At 74.4% G+C, this 18,032-nt stretch carries 17 protein-coding genes; 7 read left to right on the top strand and 10 right to left on the bottom strand.

Annotated elements, in window-relative coordinates; all coding sequences use genetic code 11:
• Positions 1 to 46: 46 nt before the first annotated feature.
• Positions 47 to 175 carry a hypothetical protein gene (locus tag ADK60_RS47430; RefSeq protein WP_286163576.1) on the bottom strand — a complete coding sequence of 43 codons (129 nt, stop codon included), beginning with the start codon at positions 173 to 175 and terminating at the stop codon, positions 47 to 49.
• Positions 176 to 333: 158 nt separating this feature from the next.
• Here ADK60_RS47430 and ADK60_RS04600 point away from each other — a divergent pair, with 158 nt between their 5' ends.
• Complete coding sequence (locus tag ADK60_RS04600; protein ID WP_053643421.1) at positions 334 to 1,323, top strand: AraC family transcriptional regulator; 990 nt, start codon at positions 334 to 336, stop codon at positions 1,321 to 1,323.
• A 16-nt stretch (positions 1,324 to 1,339) separates the two neighbouring features.
• Here the strand turns inward: ADK60_RS04600 and ADK60_RS04595 are convergent, their stop codons facing one another.
• Positions 1,340 to 2,266 (bottom strand): LysR family transcriptional regulator, encoded by a 927-nt coding sequence (locus tag ADK60_RS04595; protein WP_053643419.1) that lies wholly within the window; start codon positions 2,264 to 2,266, stop codon positions 1,340 to 1,342.
• A 220-nt stretch (positions 2,267 to 2,486) separates the two neighbouring features.
• Here ADK60_RS04595 and ADK60_RS04590 point away from each other — a divergent pair, with 220 nt between their 5' ends.
• Together ADK60_RS04590 and ADK60_RS04585 are read left to right on the top strand one after the other, a co-directional pair.
• Positions 2,487 to 3,749, top strand: a complete 1,263-nt coding sequence (locus tag ADK60_RS04590) for an FAD-dependent monooxygenase (RefSeq protein ID WP_053643468.1) — start codon at positions 2,487 to 2,489, stop codon at positions 3,747 to 3,749.
• 39 nt (positions 3,750 to 3,788) lie between these two features.
• Complete coding sequence (locus tag ADK60_RS04585) at positions 3,789 to 4,769, top strand: LysR family transcriptional regulator (protein WP_053643417.1); 981 nt, start codon at positions 3,789 to 3,791, stop codon at positions 4,767 to 4,769.
• A 151-nt stretch (positions 4,770 to 4,920) separates the two neighbouring features.
• On the opposite strand, the gene ADK60_RS04580 is transcribed toward ADK60_RS04585, so the two are convergent.
• On the bottom strand, positions 4,921 to 5,898 hold the full coding sequence (locus tag ADK60_RS04580) for an alpha/beta fold hydrolase (protein ID WP_234370941.1): 978 nt from the start codon (positions 5,896 to 5,898) through the stop codon (positions 4,921 to 4,923).
• 162 nt (positions 5,899 to 6,060) lie between these two features.
• Here ADK60_RS04580 and ADK60_RS04575 point away from each other — a divergent pair, with 162 nt between their 5' ends.
• Entirely contained in the window at positions 6,061 to 7,005 is a 945-nt protein-coding gene (locus ADK60_RS04575) for a DUF5996 family protein (protein WP_053643413.1), read from the top strand.
• Between the two features lie 58 nt (positions 7,006 to 7,063).
• Here ADK60_RS04575 and ADK60_RS04570 read toward each other — a convergent pair whose 3' ends face one another.
• A complete protein-coding gene (locus ADK60_RS04570) occupies positions 7,064 to 7,426 on the bottom strand; it encodes a UBP-type zinc finger domain-containing protein (RefSeq protein ID WP_053643412.1) in 363 nt (120 codons plus the stop codon).
• Positions 7,427 to 7,598: 172 nt separating this feature from the next.
• Between ADK60_RS04570 and ADK60_RS04565 the strand changes: the two genes are divergently transcribed.
• Positions 7,599 to 8,459 carry an NAD(+)/NADH kinase gene (locus tag ADK60_RS04565; RefSeq protein WP_107094494.1) on the top strand — a complete coding sequence of 287 codons (861 nt, stop codon included), beginning with the start codon at positions 7,599 to 7,601 and terminating at the stop codon, positions 8,457 to 8,459.
• Positions 8,460 to 8,561: 102 nt separating this feature from the next.
• On the opposite strand, the gene ADK60_RS04560 is transcribed toward ADK60_RS04565, so the two are convergent.
• From ADK60_RS04560 to ADK60_RS04540, 5 genes are all read right to left on the bottom strand, one after another.
• Positions 8,562 to 9,839 carry a sensor histidine kinase gene (locus tag ADK60_RS04560; protein WP_053643409.1) on the bottom strand — a complete coding sequence of 426 codons (1,278 nt, stop codon included), beginning with the start codon at positions 9,837 to 9,839 and terminating at the stop codon, positions 8,562 to 8,564.
• 4 nt (positions 9,840 to 9,843) lie between these two features.
• A complete protein-coding gene (locus tag ADK60_RS04555; RefSeq protein ID WP_053643407.1) occupies positions 9,844 to 10,629 on the bottom strand; it encodes a response regulator transcription factor in 786 nt (261 codons plus the stop codon).
• A 192-nt stretch (positions 10,630 to 10,821) separates the two neighbouring features.
• On the bottom strand, positions 10,822 to 11,682 hold the full coding sequence (locus tag ADK60_RS04550; RefSeq protein ID WP_053643405.1) for an endonuclease/exonuclease/phosphatase family protein: 861 nt from the start codon (positions 11,680 to 11,682) through the stop codon (positions 10,822 to 10,824).
• Between the two features lie 188 nt (positions 11,683 to 11,870).
• Positions 11,871 to 12,926, bottom strand: coding sequence for a D-alanyl-D-alanine carboxypeptidase family protein (locus tag ADK60_RS04545; RefSeq protein ID WP_079008052.1), 1,056 nt, complete (start codon positions 12,924 to 12,926; stop codon positions 11,871 to 11,873).
• A gap of 340 nt (positions 12,927 to 13,266) precedes the next feature.
• Positions 13,267 to 14,685 (bottom strand): aminotransferase-like domain-containing protein, encoded by a 1,419-nt coding sequence (locus tag ADK60_RS04540; RefSeq protein WP_053643403.1) that lies wholly within the window; start codon positions 14,683 to 14,685, stop codon positions 13,267 to 13,269.
• Between ADK60_RS04540 and ADK60_RS04535 the strand changes: the two genes are divergently transcribed.
• Positions 14,684 to 15,919, top strand: a complete 1,236-nt coding sequence (locus ADK60_RS04535) for an aminotransferase class V-fold PLP-dependent enzyme (protein ID WP_053643401.1) — start codon at positions 14,684 to 14,686, stop codon at positions 15,917 to 15,919. The genes ADK60_RS04540 and ADK60_RS04535 overlap by 2 nt on opposite strands.
• Positions 15,916 to 17,214 carry an MFS transporter gene (locus ADK60_RS04530; RefSeq protein ID WP_053643400.1) on the top strand — a complete coding sequence of 433 codons (1,299 nt, stop codon included), beginning with the start codon at positions 15,916 to 15,918 and terminating at the stop codon, positions 17,212 to 17,214. Before ADK60_RS04535 ends, ADK60_RS04530 begins: the two co-directional genes overlap by 4 nt.
• A gap of 225 nt (positions 17,215 to 17,439) precedes the next feature.
• On the opposite strand, the gene ADK60_RS04525 is transcribed toward ADK60_RS04530, so the two are convergent.
• Entirely contained in the window at positions 17,440 to 17,910 is a 471-nt protein-coding gene (locus tag ADK60_RS04525) for a PH domain-containing protein (protein ID WP_079008043.1), read from the bottom strand.
• Between the last annotated feature and the right edge of the window lie 122 nt (positions 17,911 to 18,032).

Below are 18,032 nucleotides of genomic sequence, written 5' to 3'. Positions count from 1 at the left end.
GAGCGGCCGCGGACCGGCGCCGTGGACCTACCGGGCGCGGGCCGGGTCAGTCCTCGTCGGTGGACTCGGCCGACTCGGCGCCGAGGCCGGCGAGTTCGGCGATGAGGCCCTGCTCGGCCGCGGACAGCACGACCTCGTCCGGGTGAAACTTGTCGCGGTCCTGGAATCCGCCCATGGGAACTGCCTCCTGGAATTCGTCCTGCGGCCGCCGGTCGGCGGCCGGGGCCGGTCCGCACGGGATCAAGTGCGCACACGTCCCACCACCGATCGTGTCCGGTTGACAACGGCGTGTGAATGCTTGTCCGTCCGCGCGACTTGCGCGAAAGTCCGCGCATGGCTGCACCACGGTCGTCACCCGCCCCCGGCACCGCGCTCCGGGGGGACCTCGTCGCCGAGACCCTCGAACTCACCGCCGTCCGCTGCACCCTGCCGCGCTGTCTGACCGCCGCCGGGGTCTGGGCCCTGGCCTTCCCGGCGCCGGGAAGGCTCACCGTCCAGGCCGTCCTGCGCGGCACCGTCTGGCTGACGGCGGCCGGCGTCGAGCGGCCCGTGCGCCTCGACGCCGGCGAGGCGGCGGTCCTCCCCGGCGACCGCCCGTACACGCTGGCGAGCGGTCCTGAGCCGCCCGGGGCGGACGCGCCGACACCGGTCGATGCCACGGCCGGGCCCTTCCTGCACGCCGGGGCCGAGGGCCGGGACGCCGTCGCCCTCGACGGCCGCCTGGAACTCGACCCCGCCGCCGAGGAGTTGCTGACCGGAGCGCTCCCGCCGGTGCTGCGCCTCGGCGCGACGACGGCCGAGGCGCCCGCCGTCCGCTGGCTGCTGGCCCAGGCCCTGGGCGAGCTCTCCGCCGACCGGCCCGGGGCCTCCTTCGCGCTCGGCCACCTCGCCCCGCTGCTCCTGGTCCAGGTCCTGCGCGCCCTGCTCGCCCACGGCGGCGCCGACGCCCACCCCGCCGGTCTGCTGCGCGCACTGGCCGACGAGCGCCTCGCGCCCGCCCTGCGCCTGATGCACGGCGACCCGGCCCGCCCCTGGACCCTCGCCGAACTGGCCCGCGCGGCCGCCATGTCGCGCACCAGCTTCGCCCAGCGGTTCAAGGACCTGGCGGGTGTCCCGCCGCTCGCCTACCTGCGGCGCCGGCGGATGCGGCTGGCCCAGCACACCCTGCGCCGTACGGACACACCGCTGTCCGCCATCGCCGCCTCGCTCGGCTACGGCTCCGACAGCGCCTTCAGCACCGCCTTCAAGCGGGCCACCGGCCTGTCCCCCCGGCACTACCGCGAGGCCGCCCGTTCCACGCCGGACTTCCCCGCCCAGGAGTGACGGGCCCGACCGGGCGTCATCCGTCGACGGCGGCACCGGGGTCGACGGCGGGACGCGCCGGACGGTCAGACAGCTCCGTCCACAGGTCGAGGAAGGCGCGCAGGGGTGCGCTCGGCCGGGTGCCCGACCGCCACACGAACACCTTCCGCAAGCGGACGGCGGGCTCCAGCGGCACGACGACGAAACGCCGGTCGGCGGCCAGCACCGGACTCGCGTGGGAGGTGAGGGCGATGCCGATCCCCTCCGCGACCAGCGCGAGCTGCAGGGCGACGTCGTTCGTCGCGCAGGCGATGTCCAGCCGCAGGTCCGCCGCGGCGAAGGCGGCCCGGACGAACGCGTGCACCCCGCTGTCGGGGCCGTAGCTGATGACCGGGCCCCGAGCCGCCTCGTCGAGGGGCATCGGACGGTCCGCGGGCCGGCTGCCGGCGGGGAGGACCGCGACGATCCGGTCCTCCAGCAGCACCCGCGAGGCGACGCCGGCGGGTTCGCCGTCCGGCGGCCCGGCGACCACGGCCGCGTCGATCTCCCCGGCGCGGACCCTGGCCAGCAGCGAGGGACTGGACGCCCCGACGAGACTCACCGCGACCCGGGGGTAGCGGCGGTGGTACTCCCCCAGCAGCCGGGGGACGACGGTGCCCTCCAGACCCCCGACGGTCCCCAGCGCCAACGAGCCGCCGAGCAGACCCGACCGCTCGGCGAACTCCAGCACCGCCGACGCGGCCGACGCCAGACAGGCCCGGGCGTGCGGCAGCAGGGCGGCGCCCCCGGAGGTGAGGACCACCTGCCTGGGCAGGCGTTCGAACAGGGGCTCCCCCAACTCCTTCTCCAGGGCCTGGATCTGCTGGCTGATCGCGGGCTGGACGACGTGGCAGCGGGCCGCCGCCCTGGTGAACGACCGCTCCTCCGCCACGGCGACGAAGTATTCGAGCATACGGAGCTCCATGGCCGACAAACTATCAATTCCGCAGCTGGGCGGCCTGGTTGCGCCCGAGCCGACTCCGCGAGGACGAACCCCCGTGCGATCAGCGGTCGTGACGGCTGCCATCACCAGCGCCTATTGGACCCGCGCGCCGGGGACCCCGAAGCTGGTGACCGCGGTACCGGCCCTGGTGACCGCGGTACCGGCCGGACCCGCGGCTCCGGCGAAGGGCGAGGACAGACAGATGAGAGTGACCGTCGTCGGCGGCGGCATCGCCGGACTGACCTGTGCCCTGAGCCTGCACGCCGCCGGCTTCGCGCCCCGGGTGTACGAAGCGGCGCGCAAGGTCGAGGCGGTCGGCGTCGGCATCAACCTGCTGCCGCACGCCGTCCGGGAACTCGCCGAACTCGGCCTGGAGCACGAACTCGCCGCCGTCGGGCTCCCCCCGCACCGGCTGAGCTACCGGGACCGGGCGGGCACAACGGTCTGGGAGGAGCCGCTGGGACGCGCCGCCGGCTACCGCTGGCCGCAGTACTCCGTGCACCGCGGCCGCCTGCAACTGCTGCTCCTGGCGGCGGTCCGCGAGCGGCTGGGGCCGGACTCGGTCCGTACCGGCCTGCTGTTCCAGGGGTTCGAGCAGAACGCGGACGGCGTCCGCGCCCGGTTCCTGGACCGGTCGAGCGGTCGCACCGTGCTCGACACCGCCGACGTGCTGGTCGGCGCCGACGGCACGGACTCCGCGGTCCGCCGCCGGCTGTACCCGGACGAGGGCCTGCCGAACGGGAACGGCGTCCACATGTGGCGCGGGGTCGCACCGCACCCGCGGGTCCTCGACGGCCGGTCGATCGTGGTGGCCGGGGGCGTCCCCGGCGCGAAGTTCGTCGCCTATCCGATCGAGGACGGCGCGACCGCGGCCGCCGACACCCTGGTGAACTGGGTGCTGGAGGTGCGGCACAGCCCGTCCGGGCCGCCGGGGGGCGGCCCGGGCCGTCGTGTCCCCGCCGCGGAGGCCCGCGCCGGGCTGTCGTCCTGGCACCTGCCGTGGATCGACCTCGCGGCGCTCGCCGACCGCTCCCCGGCGATCCTCGAGTACCCGATGCTGGACCGCGACCCCCTGCCGCGCTGGAGCTTCGGACGGGTCACCCTCCTCGGCGACGCCGCGCACCCGATGTTCCCGATGGGCATGAACGGCGGCTCGCAGTCCGTCGTCGACAGCCGGGTGCTGGCCTGGTGCCTGGCCCGCGACGACGACGCCGTGGCCGCGCTCGACCGCTACGACCGGATGCGCCGGCCGACCGTCAACGCGATCGTGCTGGCCAACCGGGAGCTGGGACCGGAGGAGACGATCGCGCGGGCCGAGGAGAACGGCGGTCCGCTGCCCCCCGGACCGGCCGAGCGGATCGCGGCCCGCTACAAGCGCCTGACCGGGGCCACCGCGTCCCAGGTCAACACCCATCCGTCCTGGACGGTCCCCGCCGCCACGCTCGGAGTCACCGGTGGGGCATGATCATGCCCATCGGTCCGACAATCCGGGGGGAGTCCGACGATGGAACGCGCCGAGATGGAGATGTTCCTGACGCTCTGCGAGGAGCTGCACTTCGGCCGCACCGCCGAGCGGCTGCACGTCACCACGGGGCTGGTCAGCAGGACGGTGAAGCGGATCGAACGGCGGATCGGCGCGCCGTTGTTCGAACGCAGCTCCCGCCGGGTGGCGCTGACCTCGGTCGGGGAGGGTCTGCGGGAGGATCTGCAGCCCTTGTGGGAAGGCATCGGGCGGGCACTGCGACGCGCCGAGCTGGCCGGCAGCGGTGTCACCGGCACGCTCACCGTGGGGTTCATGGGCGCGCAGAACGGGCGGGTGGTGCACGCCGCCCGCGCGGTCTTCGAGCACCGCAATCCGCACGGCGTGGTGCGGGTGGTCGAGACGCAGCTGCACCAGCACGCGGAGCAGCTGCGGGACGGGAGCGCCGACCTGCTGCTGACCACGCTGCCGGTGGACGAGCCGGACCTGACGGTCGGCGCGGTGGTCACCCGAGGCCCCCGCTTCGTGGTCCTGCCCGCCGGGCACCGGCTCGCCGACCGGGGCACGGTGACGTTGGAGGACCTCGGCGGCGAGACCTTCGTCGACCTGCCGGGTTGCGTCCCGCGCTACTTCGTCGACTTCCACATGCCCCGGCAGACCCCCGGCGGGCGGGCCATCGCCCGCCACGGCGAGCCCTGCGGCACCTACGCCGAGGCGGTGGCCCTGGTCGCGGCCGGGCGGGCGATGGTGCCGGGCGACGGGCAGTTGCCCCTGCTCTACCGGCGCCCGGACCTCCGGTTCGTCCGGGTCGGCGACGCTCCGCCGGTCGAGCAGGGGCTGGTGTGGCGCGGCCGGGACGACGCCGACCCGCGGGTGCGGGCGTTCGCCGCCGCCGTCCACGAGGTCGCCCCGGCCCTCGCCCCGCCCGGCGTGGCCAGCCTCGCGCAGGTCGGCGTCGCCCCGTCAGGCGTCGCCCCCGCGGCGGCCACTCGCGGGCGCCGATGACGTCGACGGGGCACCCAGCGCGCCGAGGAACGCCACCGGGTCGACCCGGGACACGGCGGACCCGCCCATCCGTTCCCTCTCCCCCGTGTCCGACCTGCGGTTCGGTCAGGTGCCACCCCTGGCGCCGGACCGGTCGGAACGATCACCTTACTCAGGCGGGGCGGGGCGGGTCGTCCCGGTTCGCGGTGTGGGCGAGGACGGCGGGGACGACGGTGTCCCAGGTGTGCTCGGGGAAGACCTCGTGGCCGGTGCCCGGCAGGGCGAGGAAGCGGGCGCCGGGAATCTCGGCGGCCAGGGCGCGCCCGTGCTCCGGCGGGAACAGCGGGTCCTCCTCACCGTGCAGCACCAGGGTCGGCGCGGTGATCGTGCCGAGCCGCGCGCGCCACGGGGGGCCGGCGTCGAGCAGGTAGGGGTTGGTGGACTGGGCCGCGATGTCGTGCGCGTGGTCGACGATCCGGGCGGCCAGCCGCCGCACCCCGTCCTCGTCGAACGGGCGCGAGGCGGCGGCGAACGGGCGCTCGCCCTCGACGATCGACTCGACGACGGCCTCCCGGCCGGACGGGTCGGCCGCACCACCGGCCCCGGCAGCGGCGTCCTGCTCGGCCTTCGCGACCTTCGCGTCCTGCTCGACCTGCGCGAAGAAGGCGGCGAGCCGCTCCGACACGGGCGGCAGGTCCGGCTGCTCCTCCCCGGGGATGCCGGGCGTGGCGGAGGCGAGGGTGAGGGTGGCCACCCGGTCGGGGTGGCCGAGTGCCAGGAGCTGGCCGACCGCCGCGCCCTGGGACATGCCGAGCACATGGGCCCGCCCCAGCCCGAGCGCGTCGATCACGGCCGCCGCGTCCTCGGCCAGGTCGGGCAGCGCGTACGGCGGCGCGCCGACCGGGAAGGTCGTCGAGGCGCCCGCGTCCCGGGCGTCGTAGCGGACGACGCACCGGCCGCCCTCGACCAGTCGGCGGACGAAGCCGTCGGGCCAGTTGAGCCGGCAGTGTCCCGCGCCGTGGACCAGCAGGATCGCGGGATCGGCGGGATCGCCGTGCAGTTCGGCCGCCAGCTCCGCGCCCTCGACCTCGACCTCGACCGTGCGCCGGTTGTCCACCATCAGGCTCCGCTCCCGCCGGGATGTCGTCACGTGTGACCACGACTGTACGGAGGCCCTACGACAGACCCGGCCCGGCGCACGGCCGGTCCACCGGGTCCACCAGGTCCACCGGGTCCGCCGGGTCCGCCCGTCTGCGGTTCCGGGCCGGCGTGGTCATCATGGAAGTGCGGCCGACGGGCAGGAGGACACCCGATGGAGCTCTTCCCACCGATACCGCTCGACGAGTGGCGGGACACGAAGGAGACGCTGCACCGCTTCACCCAGATCGTCGGCAAGATCCGGCTCGGGGCGAGCGTGCGGCGCAACCACTGGTGGAACGTGCCCTTCCACCTCACCGGGCGCGGGCTCACCACCCGGCCGATGGGACTGGTCGACGGCAATCCGGTCTTCACCGTCGACCTCGACCTCGTCGACCACCGGCTGGTCGTCACCGTGGCGGACGGCAGGACGGCGTCCTTCCCGTTGCCCGGCCACTCCGTCGCCTCGTTCCACCGGCAGACCCTGGAGACGCTGGCCGCGCTGGGCATCCGGGTCGAGCTGCCGTTCCCCCGGCCCTACCGGCTGCCCGACACCGACCGGCCGTTCGCCGAGGACGTCGAGCACGCGACGTACGATCCGGTCCTGGCCAACCGCGCCTGGCAGGTGCTCGGCCAGGTCGCGCTGGTGCTGGAGGAGTTCTCGGCGCGCTTCTCGGGCAAGGCAAGCCCCGTCCACTTCTTCTGGCACTCCTTCGACCTGGCGCACACACGGTTCTCCGGACGCGCCCTCGACCGGCCGACGCCGGCGGACCCGGTGACCCGCGAGGCGTACTCCCGGGAGCTGATCAGCTTCGGCTTCTGGTTCGGCGACGCCGACCTGGGCGAGCCGGCCTTCTACTCCTACACGGCCCCCGAGCCGGAGCGACTGGCCGGGGACCCGCTGACGCCCGCCGCCGCCCGGTGGGTCGAGGCCGGCGGCAGCCACTTGGCCGTCCTGGGCTACGCGGAGGCCCGCGCGGAGGTCGACCCGAGGGCGGCCGTGCTCGCCTTCTACGAGGCCGCGTACCGGGCCGGTGCCGTCCGGGCCGGCTGGGACGTCGACCGGCTGGCCTGCCCGGGCGGCATCACGGACCCCGGACGGACGGCTCCGCCGCCCTGAGCCGGGCGGGCCAGTGCACGGGCGGATCAGTGTGCGGGCGGATCGGTGGAAGGGCCGATCAGTGCAGGTGCAACTGCCAGTCGGCCGGGACCTTGCCCAGCGGGCCGGGGGTCGGCTGGGTGAGCGGGTGCGCCGCCGGGGCCGCCAGTTCCGGCCCCTCGTAGTACTGCTCGGTCTCGATGTTCCAGAACCACTCCTCCCCCGGCTCGAAGCTGGCCAGGAACGGGTGGCCCGCCGCCCGGGCGTGCCGGGTGCCGTGCTGCGAGGGCGAGGAGTCGCAGCAGCCGATGTGCCCGCACGCGGCGCACCGCCGCAGGTGCAGCCACCAGCCCGGCCCGTCGCCCGCCAGGCACTCCACGCAGCCGTCCCCGCTCGGCGGCACGGACGGGTCGATCCCCTGGTCCTGCTGGTCGTCGTCCATCGGACATACCTCCCGATCGGGGCCGGAGCCGTCGGACGTCCTCGTCCGACTACCAACCATCCGACTCCGACGGAGGTTCCGCGACCGGCGGCGCCCGGGCTTGAAGCACCCGCACGGCTGTGCGTGACTGGAGGGGAGCAGCACTCCCCCGGCCGACATCGAGGTGACCCGGATGGGATTCATCGGCACGGTGGGCCTGGTCCTCCATCCCGAGCGCACCAGCGCACCCACCGTGGAGACCGTGGTCCGCTGGAGCCGGTCCCGGGGCACCAAGGTGCTCGGGCTGGCGGCGGAGGTGTCCCGGATCGGCTGCGAGGCCATCCCGGTGGGGGCCGAGGAGATGACCACCAGCGCCGATCTGCTGATCAGCCTGGGCGGGGACGGCACCATGCTGCGCACCATGCGGCTCGCGGCCAAGGGCCACGCGCCGGTCCTCGGCGTCAACGTCGGGCGGCTGGGCTTCCTCGCCGAGGTCGACATCCCGGAGCTCCCCGCCGCGCTGGACGCCATCGACGCCCACCGCTTCACCGTCGAGGTGCGCTCCGGGGTGCACGCGCGCTTCGGGACCGTCGAGGAGACGGCGCTCAACGACATCGTGCTGCTGCGCAGCCCGGGGCACCGGTCCGCGGCCGTCGCCGTGCGGGTCCAGGGCCAGCCCTTCGTGGCCTACACCGCCGACGCGATCGTCACCGCCACGCCGACCGGCTCCACCGCGTACAGCTTCTCCGCGGGCGGTCCGATCGTCTCCCCCAACGCGGAGGGGCTGCTGATCACCCCGGTGGCACCGCACGCCACGTTCAACCGCTCGGTCTTCCTCTCCAGCGGTGAGCGGCTCGACCTGGAGGTCCTGCCGCACAGCGGGGACCTCGCGGTCGAGGCGGACGGCCGCCTGGTCGGCCATGTCGCGCCGGGCGACGTGGTCGAGGTGACCATGCTGCCCGCCGCCGCCCGTGTGGTCCGGCTCGGCCGCACCACCTTCTACCAGCGGGCGCAGCGCAAGCTCCGCCTCACCGGCTCGGCGGAACCCGGCTGACCCCGGCATTCGGCGGTGGCCTCCGGTCCGCGGGGCAGGTGATCGTGCTCCCGGGTTCGGACGGGGTGGCTGCAGGCGCCCTGGGGGTGGGTCGGGGTCGCTTCAGGCGTCCTGGGGGTGGGTCGGGGCGGCTGGACGGGGGAGAGCGAGGGTGGCGAGGGCGCCGCCGTCCGGGGCGTTCGTGAAGGTCAGCGCGGCGCCGAGCACCGCGGCCTGGCCGACGGCGATGGTGAGGCCCAGTCCGTGGCCCCGGCCGCGTTCGGCGGCGCCGGTGCGGAAGCGCTGCGGCCCGTCGGCGAGGAGGTCGTCCGGGAAGCCGGGGCCGTGGTCGCGCACCGTGATCCGGGCGCCGGTGACGGTGACTTCGACGGGCGGCGCGCCGTGCCGGTGGGCGTTGGCCACGAGGTTGGTGACGATGCGCTCCACCCGGCGCGGGTCGGTCGGAACGACGGCGGGGGCCTCCGTCCGCAGCCGGGTGTCACCGCCGGCCTGTTCGGCCGCGTGGGCGACGAGTTCGCCGAGCGGAACCTCGTCGACCCGGGCCCGCTCGGCACCGGCGTCCAGGCGCGAGACCTCCAGCAGGTCCTCGACCAGGACCCGCAGGGCGAGCACCTGGGTGCGGACCAGGTCCGCCGCCTCGTCGTCCTCCGGGAGCAGACCCGCCGCCGTGACCAGGCCCATCAGGGGAGTGCGCAGCTCGTGGGCGACGTCGGCGGTGAAGCGTTTCTCCGCGGCCAGCCGCGCCTGCAGCGCGGCCGCCATCGCGTCCACGGCCACCGAGATCTCGGTGATCTCGTCGCGGGCCCGGCCCCGGCTGCCGATCCGGGCGTCGAGGTCCCCGTCCGCGATCCGCCGGGCGGTACGGGAACCGTGGCGCAGCCGCCGGTTCATCCGCTCCGCCACGAGAGCGGCCACGGGCACGACGACCAGGAGCGCGGCGAGTGCCGCCTTGACCATGCTGCGGTCCAGCAGTTGGAGACTGCGCACCTGCGCGCTCATGTCGGTCCGCACGACGATCACCCGGTCGTCGCCGACCGGCGCCGCCGCCCAGAGCCAGTACCAGTTCGGCGCCTTGACGTCGTACCAGAGCGCGTACGCTCCGGGCGTCCGCAGGTCGGCGACGGACTGTGCCAACGGTGCCGGCAGCTCGGCCACGGTCCGCAGGTCCGCGAAGGCCGGACGGTTGCCCGTGAGGGAGAACTCCTTCTGCGCCGCGGCCACCTGCGCGGCCGCGAGGTCGCGCCCGGCCCGCTCACCGCTCCGGTCCGCCGCCCGGTGGACGAGCACCCCGATCACGGCGGCGACCGCGCAGCAGGCCAGTGCGACCAGGGCCGCGACCTTCCAGCGCAGGGAACGCGGGTCGAACAGCCGCGTGGCCATCCGCTCAGCCCCGCACGAGCTTGTAGCCGAAACCCCGGACGGTCTCGATCCGGCCCGCGCCGATCTTCTTGCGCAGCCGCACCACGCACAGGTCGACGACCCGGGTGTCGCCCTCCCAGCCGTAGTCCCAGACGTCGCGCAGCAGCCGGCGGCGGTCCAGGACCGCCCCGGGGTTCTCGGCGAAGGCCAGCAGCAGGCGCAGTTCGGTGGGCGTCAACGGGACCGGCCGTCCGTCCAGGTGCACCTCCAGGCCGCGCAGGTCGAGGGTCAGACTGCCGAAGACCAGGAGGTCGGGCGAGGAGGGGGCCGTCGGGGGTTCCTGGGGCGATGCCGGTCCGTCCGGCAGGTCCGGCACGTCCGGGGCCCGTTCGTCCTGTGCGGGTTCCGGGACGGGAGCCCGGTGGAAGGTGGCACGGCGCAGCAGGGAGCGGATGCGGGCGACGAGGACGGGGATGTCCACCGGCTTGACCACGTAGTCGTCGGCGCCGGCCTCCAGGCCTGCCACGACGTCGAGGGCGTCGCCCCGGGCGGACATCATCAGGATCGGCGTCAGGCTCTCCTCGCGGACCCGTCGGCACAGGCTGATGCCGTCGAGGCCCGGGAGCATCACGTCCAGGATCAGCACGTCGTGCGCCCCGGCCCGGAACGCCTCCAGGCCGTCGAGCCCGTCCCCGGTGACGTCGACCTCGTAGCCGTAGCGTTCCAGGGCCAGTTGCACCGAGCGGCGGATGACCGCGTCGTCCTCGACGAGCAGCACGCCGACCGGGTCGGGCACACGAATGGCGGGCAAGGGTTCTCCGATGTGTTCGCCCGGGGAGCTGTACTCGTCCGGGCCCGCGGGTGATCGATCGTAACCGTACGGGCGGCGGGGCGGCGCCGGGAGGCGGGGCGGCGCCGGGAGGCGGGGCGGCGCCGGGAGGCGGGAGGCGGGCGGCCGAAGGCCCGGGGTGGTACGGGACCCTCGGACGGCCGCGCGGACCGGTCAGAGCCGCAGGGACGCCGCGACCGGTAGGTGGTCGCTGCCGGTGGCGGGCAGGGTCCACGCAGCGCGCGGGGTGATGCCGGACACCAGGATCTGGTCTATCCGGACCAGCGGGAACGAGGCGGGCCAGGTGAAGCCGAAGCCGTCGCCGGCCTCCCGCTGCGCCGACCGCAGCGACCCCGTGAGCCCGCGCAGCGCGGAGTCGTCGACCGAACCGTTGAAGTCCCCCACGACCACGATCCTTGCCAGCCGCTCCGCCCGGACGGCCTCGGCCAGCCTGGCCGCCGCCTCGTTGCGGCGGTCCGTGGCGAAGCCGGTGGCCGGTTGCACCCGGACGGAGGCGAGGTGCGCCGCGTAAAGCGCCACCGGCCCCTTCGGCGTCCGGACAGTGGCGCGCAACGCCCTGGTCCAGGGCATGATCTCCACCGGCTCCACCTCCTCCAGAGGGTATTTGCTCCACACCCCGACACCTCCCAGCACCCGGGAGTAGGGGTAGGCGGCCGCCAGTTCGTGGCGGAAGGCCTCCTGCGCCCGGCTCGCCAGCTCCTCCACCGCCAGGACGTCGGCTCCCGAGGCCGCCAGCGCGCGGGCCGTGCGGCCCGGATCGGTGTTCTGCTCGTTCACGTTGTGGCTCACCACCGTGAAGTCCCCGCCGCCGGACCGCTTGTCGACGAGGGCGGGCCCGAACAGGACGGTCCACACCAGGGCGGGGAGCAGCACGGCGACCGCCGCCAGGACCGATCGGCGCACTGCGGCGCAGAGCAGCAGCAGGACGACGCCCAGCCCCGACCACGGCAGTACCGTCTGGCAGAGGCTGCCGAGGTTGCCGACGACGTTCGGCAGGCGGGAGCTCAGGGCCATGGGAGCGGCACAGAGCACTGCGGCCACGGCGACCAGCCACCCACGCGGCCCGTACCGCCCTCGCCGCCCCGTGCCGCGGCGGGCCGGACGGCGCGAGGCAGGGGCCGGGGAAGGGCCCGGGGAAGGGGCCGGGGAAGGTCGGTGCGGGACAGGGACCGGCGGCGGCGGGGCCGTGCCCGGGTCCGCGTTCACGCCCACTCCCGGCGACCGACGTCGAGGGTAGGAAGGACCTGCGGCAACCTGTCCCGCAACGCGTCGACGAGCCGCCCGCTGTTGTCCAACGCCGCCCGCATGCCCTCGGTGGGCGTCGTGCCGGCGCGCTGGCCCAGTACTACGCCGAGGACGAGCCGCTGTCCCTCCCCGGCCCCGCCCTCCGGCACCTCCAGGGCCCACATCAGGTTGCCACCCGCCGGCGTACTCGAACCGGTCTTCAGCCCCACCACCCCGGGGTGGTCGAGCAGCGCGTTGGTATTGCGCAACGGCGCCGCGCGGCCCGGCAGCGTGGTGCTGCGCAGGGCCACGGTGGCACGCAGCGCCGGGTCCTTCATCGCCTCGCGGGCCAGCACCAGCTGGTCGGCGGCCGTGGACACGGTCGTGGGTTCGATCCCGCTGGCCCCGGTGTAGGTCGTCGCGAGCATCCTCAGCCGGGCCGCCTCCGCGTTCATCCGCTTCACGAACGCCTCCTCGCTGCCCGCGTCCCAACGGGCCAGCAGCCGTGCCACGTTGTTCGCGGACGGGAGCAGCATCACCTCCAGCAGCTTGCGCTGGGTGAGCCGCTGGCCCGCGACCACGGGAGCCGTCGACTCGCTCGTCGACGCCGACTCGGCCGCCGCCTGCGCGTCCACCGTGATCGTCGGGCCGTCCTCGCCGTCCCGGAGCGGGTGGTCCCGCAGAAGGACGTACGCCGTCATCACCTTGGTGACACTCGCGATCGGCACCGGCAGCTGCGGCCCGTTCACCCCCAGGACGCCGACCTTCGTCACGGCGACAGCCGACTGTCCCTCCTCCGGCCACGGCAGACCGAGATCGACGACGGGCGCGGGAGCCGGCAACGTCGGCGGCCCCTCGACCCGGACACCTCCTTTCCCGGCGCCGCCGACCGCGGGCCCCTCGGGCAGGTTCGCCGCCACGCCACCGCCGGCGCCGGCGACCAGCACCGCGGCCAGCAGCCACAACACCCTGCGGCGGGGGGCCGGGCGTCGGCCCGGCACGGCGCGGGGGTCGTGGTCTTCGTCTTTCGTCACGGCGGACACGGCAACTGCCTCCCGAAGCAGAGGAACACGGAGCCCCGGTGGCGCGAACGGCCGTTCGGGGTGTGTCCACAGACTCCGGGACGGCTGCTTCGAGCCGGTCGTCACCCGACTTCCGCAAGCACGCGATCGTGTATCAACCACGTACCACCGGTGACACGGAACGCGGGTGCGGGGCTGCGGAGCTGGGCCGAGGAGCACCTGGCCGAGACCGACCGCGCCGACGAAGCCGCCGACCAGGAGCTCGACGAGGGGCAGTCCGGCCGGTTCCGCGCTCGGAACCGGCCGGCCCGGGTACTCGACCACGCACGAGGACCGCCGGGCGGTCGTGGAGTCAGCCGGGTGTCGGCGCGGAGTGTCGGGCCGCGGTGGCCAGGCGGGCGGCGGCTTCGGCGAGGTCGGCGGGTTCGGCCGCGGCGGCGAAGCCGAGACGCAGGTGGGCGGCGGGCGGCTCGGCCGGGAAGTGGCGGTGGCCCGGGTCGACGGTCACCCGGTGTGCCGGGGCCGTGTCCGCGACGGCCGCCTCCGTGAGGCCGGGGGGAAGCCGGAGCCACAGGTGCAGGCCGCCTTCCGGCACACGCGGAAGGGTCCAGTCGGGTACCTCGCGGGCGAGGGCATCGGCGAGGACGGCGCAGCGGTGGTGCAGTGCTGTGGCCAGGCTGCGCAGGTGGCGGTCCCAGGCGGGGGTGCTGAGCAGTTCGACCGCGGCCTCCTGGAGGGGGCGGGCGATGAAGAAGTCGTCGACCCGTCGCATGCCGAGCAGGCGTCGCATGACCGGGCCCCGCGCGACCACGGCGCCGATCCGCAGGCTGGGCGAGGCCGGTTTGGTCAGCGAGGTCAGGTGGATGACGGTGCCGTCGCGGTCGTCGGCGACCAGCGGGCGCGGTACCGGACGGCCGTGGCCCAGCTGGCGGGCGAAGTCGTCCTCGATCAGGAAGGCTCCGGCGGCGCGTGCCACGTCGACGATCTGGCGGCGTCGCTCGGGGGAGAGGACGGTGCCGGTGGGGTTGTGGAAGGTGGGCTGGCAGTAGAGCAGGCGGGCGCCGGTCATGGCGAAGGCGTCGGCGAGCAGGTCGGGGCGCAGTCCCTGGTCGTCCATCGGCACGGGCACCGGCCGCAGTCCGGCGGCGCGGGCGGCGGCGAGCGCACCGGGGTACGTCGGTGACTCGACCAGGACCGGGGCCCCGGGGGTCGCGACGGCGCGGAACAGCATGGACAGCGCCCCCTGCCCGCCCCCGGTCACCAGAACGTCCTCGGGGCCGACGTCGCCGCCCGCCTGACGGGCGAAGACCGTGCGCAGTGTCGACAGACCGGCCGCCGGGGCGCGGTGCCAGGCGTCGGGGCGGCGGGCGGCCCGGGCGAGGGCGCCGCCGAGCAGCCGGGTGGGCTGGAGGCCCTCGTGCAGGTAGCCGCCGGACAGCGCGATGGTGCCGACCGCCGGCGGGCCGGACCGCTCGTCGGAGGGTTCCGGGAGGGGCTGTCGGCCGGCCAGGGCGACCGCCTGCCAGGAGGTGTCCGGCTCGCCGCCCGCGCTCTGCGGGCGGCGGGCGGCGACGTAGGTCCCACTGCCCGGTCGGGTGACGACCGCCCCCTCGGCGGCGAGGAGCGCGATGGCTCGGGAGACGGTGACCGGCCCGACTCCGTGACGTGCGATCAGATCGCGGCTGCTGGGCAGGCGGTCGCCCGGGGCGAGCCGGGTGATCTCGCTCCGGAGGATCGCCACCAGGGCTTCGGTACTGCTACCGTCGTACATGAGGAATGAGAATAGCGCTTTCACCTGCGGTGCGGAACCGCTCCTGGACCTCGCCGCCCTCCGGGCCGACACCCCTGGCTGCGAGGCCGTGATCCACTTCAACAACGCCGGCGCCGGGCTGATGCCGCGTCCGGTACTCGGGGCGATGCTCGACCACCTCCAACTGGAAGCCGTCATCGGCGGGTACGAGGCATCCGCCGCCCGGGCCGCCGAGGTCGACGACTTCCACACCTCGCTCGCCGAACTCCTGGGCACCCGCCCGGGCAACATCGCGTTCGCCGCGAGCGCGACCCACGCCTACACCAAGGCCCTCTCCGCGATCGACTTCCGCCCCGGGGACGTCATCCTCACCACCCGCAACGACTTCGTCTCCAACCAGATCGCCTTCCTCTCCCTGCGCAAGCGCCACGGTGTCCGCATCGTGCACGCCCCCGACCGTCCGGACGGCAGCGGAGTCGACGTCGACGCCATGGCCGCGCTGATGCGCGCCCACCACCCGCGCCTGGTCGCCGTCACGCACGTGCCCACCAACTCCGGCCTGGTGCAACCGGTCGCCGAGGTCGGCCGGCACTGCCGCGAACTCGACCTGCTGTACCTGGTCGACGCCTGCCAGTCGGTCGGCCAGTACCCCGTCGACGTCGAGGAGATCGGCTGCGACCTGCTCACCGCCACCTGCCGCAAGTTCCTGCGCGGGCCCCGCGGTTCGGGCTTCCTCTACGTCTCCGACCGGGTCCTCGCCGCCGGGTACGAGCCGCTGCACATCGACATGCACGGCGCGCGCTGGGTCGCCCCCGGCCACTACCGTCCGGTCGCCACCGCAGCCCGGTTCGAGGAGTGGGAGTTCCCGTACGCCACCGTGCTCGGCTGCGCCGCCGCCGTCCGCTACGCGCTGCGGGTCGGCCTCGAACCGATCGCCCGGCGCACCCCGGCCCTGGCCGGACGCCTGCGCGAGCAGCTCGCCGCGGTGCCCGGCGTCCGGACGCTGGACCGCGGGCCGGCCCCCGCCGCGCTGGTCACGTTCGCGATCGAGGGGTGGGAGGCCGAGCCCTTCAAGGCGGCACTGGACGCCCGCGGCATCAACTCCGCACTCAGCTACCGGGAGTTCGCACAGTTCGACTTCGCCGACAAGGACGTGCGGTGGTGCCTGCGACTGTCGCCGCACTACTACAACACCGAGGACGAGGTCGACGCGGTGGCCGGCGCGGTCGCCGAACTCGCGAGGAGTGCCCGATGACCCGGACCTCGACCGTGCCGGACACCACGGACGCACCGCGCCAAAGCCTCTGGCACAACCGTGATTTCTCGCGGTTCTGGGCTGGGGAGACGCTCTCCCTGCTCGGCACCCAGGTGACCAACCTCGCGCTCCCCCTGACCGCCATCGGCGCGTTCGGCGCGACCGACGAACAGGTCGGGCTGCTGCGCTTCCTGCAACTGGCCCCCTACCTCGGGCTCGCCCTGGTGATCGGCGTCTGGGCGGACCGGCACCGGCGACGGCCGGTCATGCTCGGCGCCAACCTGGTCAGGCTGGTCCTGCTCGGCCTGATACCGGTGCTGTACTGGTGCCACACGCTCAACCTGCCCGTGCTGATGGCGATCGCCTGCACGGTCGGCATCGCATCGGTGGCGTTCGACGTCAGCTGGATGTCGTACGTGCCGGTACTGGTGAAGAGTCCCGAGTACTACGTCGAGGCCAGCGCCCGGCTGAGCACCAGTTCCTCCGCCGCCGACATCGCCGGTCCCGGGCTGGGGGGTGTCCTGGTGTCGGCGGTCGGCGCGCCGGTGGCCCTGCTTGCCAACGCCTGCTCCTACGCGGTGTCCGTCGTCTCGCTGCTCCTGATCCGTACCACCGAGCCGCGCCCGGAACCGGTCGTCGAGCGGCACCTGTGGCGCGAACTGAAGGACGGCATGGGCTGGGTGCTGCGCGACGGCGTGCTGCGGTCCCTCGCGCTGATCGGATTCTGCTGCAACTTCTCGATGGTCACGGTGTGGACGATGTTCCTGCTCTACGGCAACCACGACCTCCACCTCGGTTCGGAGACGATCGGCGCGGTCTTCGCGACCGCCTCGGTCGGCGGCCTGATCGGCGCGCTGATCTCACGGAAGGTCATCGACCGGTACCCGCTCGGCAGGGTCTACCTGGTCGCCCAGACCGCCCTGCTGCTCGGGCCCTCGCTCATCCCCGCCGCCGCCGGGCCGCGACCGGTGATGATCGGGATGTTCGTCCTGTCCTTCTTCGCCACCTACCTGGGCCTCGGCGTGGCCGGTGTCGTCATCGTCGGCCTGCGCCAGGCCATGACGCCGCAATCGATGATGGGCAGGATGACCGCCGCGTTCCGGACCCTGCTGTTCGGCGGCGGCTCCCTGGGCGGCCTCTCCGCCGGCCTGCTCACCGGCCAACTCGGCGCCCGAGGCGCCCTGACCGTCGCCGCCGCCGGCTCTGCCGTCGTCGTCGTCGGCCTGGTGCTCTCACCGGTCGGCCGCCTCAAGACCCTGCCGTCCGCCCCGGAACAGGCCGCGGCAGCCCGCTGAGCGAACGACGAAGGCCCGGGCCTCGTGCTGCGCTCGGGTTCTCACGGTCCTCGCAACACCCGCGATCTGCGGGTGTTGCGAGGACCGTGGGCGTTGGACGTGATGATCCTGCTGGGTTGCGGGAGCGTTTCCTTGAACGGCTGGGTGTCGTAGGCGGCGTGACCGTGGCGGCGCGTGAGCCGGGGATGAACCGGAGCACCGCTTGCACCCGGGTCCGCTCCGTGCTCAGTCCGCGTTGCCGCGGCGCTCGGCCAGCAGCGCGTTCAACCGTTCCACCTCACGGTCCACCAGGACGTGCTTGTCGTCGATGTAGGGAAGGTGGACCTTGCGGCCGTCGGCACGGAACGCGTAGGTGAGGAACGCCGGTGCGCCCTTGGCGTGCGCGTTCGGGTTGGGGGCCTTGCCGAACTGCGTGATCTCGGCCCAGGGCAACCGGCGGCGGCGCACGATCCCGCGGACGGTGATCCCCTCGGCGGTGACCAGCGTGCCGGCCCGGGCGGCGCCGACGATCACCAGCAGGCAGAAGCCGATCACCAGCAGCGAGCCGATCGCCTTGGTGGACGGCGCGAACTCCTTGTCCTTCCAGATCGGCAGCATCGCCCCGAAGGACAGCAGCAGGATGGTGAACGCGAGCCCCCCGATCCGTGTCGACGCCACCCGGTACTCGTGCGGAACTCTCAGTCGATCGCCGCTCATCCGGCCACCCCTCGATCGTCTTCACCGATCCGCCGTCATGGCCGGCGGATCGGTCGGACTCGCAGTGTAGGGACGGGAGTTGTTCATCGACAGGCCATCGGACGGGCGAACGGCGCCGAGGT

This window comes from Streptomyces sp. XY431 (genome assembly GCF_001279805.1).
Taxonomy (GTDB): domain Bacteria; phylum Actinomycetota; class Actinomycetes; order Streptomycetales; family Streptomycetaceae; genus Kitasatospora; species Kitasatospora purpeofusca.
Note: the sequence above shows the minus strand (reverse complement) of the source record. Positions and strands in the feature narration are given on the sequence as shown.

Excerpts from the sequence above, each read along its gene's own strand:
- ADK60_RS04560 (WP_053643409.1), bottom strand. The coding sequence starts at position 9,839 with ATGGCCACGCGGCTGTTCGACCCGCGTTCCCTGCGCTGGAAGGTCGCG.
- ADK60_RS04595 (WP_053643419.1), bottom strand. The coding sequence starts at position 2,266 with ATGGAGCTCCGTATGCTCGAATACTTCGTCGCCGTGGCGGAGGAGCGG.
- ADK60_RS04570 (WP_053643412.1), bottom strand. The coding sequence starts at position 7,426 with ATGGACGACGACCAGCAGGACCAGGGGATCGACCCGTCCGTGCCGCCG.
- ADK60_RS04540 (WP_053643403.1), bottom strand. The coding sequence starts at position 14,685 with ATGTACGACGGTAGCAGTACCGAAGCCCTGGTGGCGATCCTCCGGAGC.
- ADK60_RS04550 (WP_053643405.1), bottom strand. The coding sequence starts at position 11,682 with ATGGCCCTGAGCTCCCGCCTGCCGAACGTCGTCGGCAACCTCGGCAGC.
- ADK60_RS47430 (WP_286163576.1), bottom strand. The coding sequence starts at position 175 with ATGGGCGGATTCCAGGACCGCGACAAGTTTCACCCGGACGAGGTCGTG.
- ADK60_RS04565 (WP_107094494.1), top strand. The coding sequence starts at position 7,599 with ATGGGATTCATCGGCACGGTGGGCCTGGTCCTCCATCCCGAGCGCACC.
- ADK60_RS04575 (WP_053643413.1), top strand. The coding sequence starts at position 6,061 with ATGGAGCTCTTCCCACCGATACCGCTCGACGAGTGGCGGGACACGAAG.
- ADK60_RS04600 (WP_053643421.1), top strand. The coding sequence starts at position 334 with ATGGCTGCACCACGGTCGTCACCCGCCCCCGGCACCGCGCTCCGGGGG.
- ADK60_RS04530 (WP_053643400.1), top strand. The coding sequence starts at position 15,916 with ATGACCCGGACCTCGACCGTGCCGGACACCACGGACGCACCGCGCCAA.
- ADK60_RS04535 (WP_053643401.1), top strand. The coding sequence starts at position 14,684 with ATGAGGAATGAGAATAGCGCTTTCACCTGCGGTGCGGAACCGCTCCTG.
- ADK60_RS04590 (WP_053643468.1), top strand. The coding sequence starts at position 2,487 with ATGAGAGTGACCGTCGTCGGCGGCGGCATCGCCGGACTGACCTGTGCC.
- ADK60_RS04525 (WP_079008043.1), bottom strand. The coding sequence starts at position 17,910 with ATGAGCGGCGATCGACTGAGAGTTCCGCACGAGTACCGGGTGGCGTCG.
- ADK60_RS04585 (WP_053643417.1), top strand. The coding sequence starts at position 3,789 with ATGGAACGCGCCGAGATGGAGATGTTCCTGACGCTCTGCGAGGAGCTG.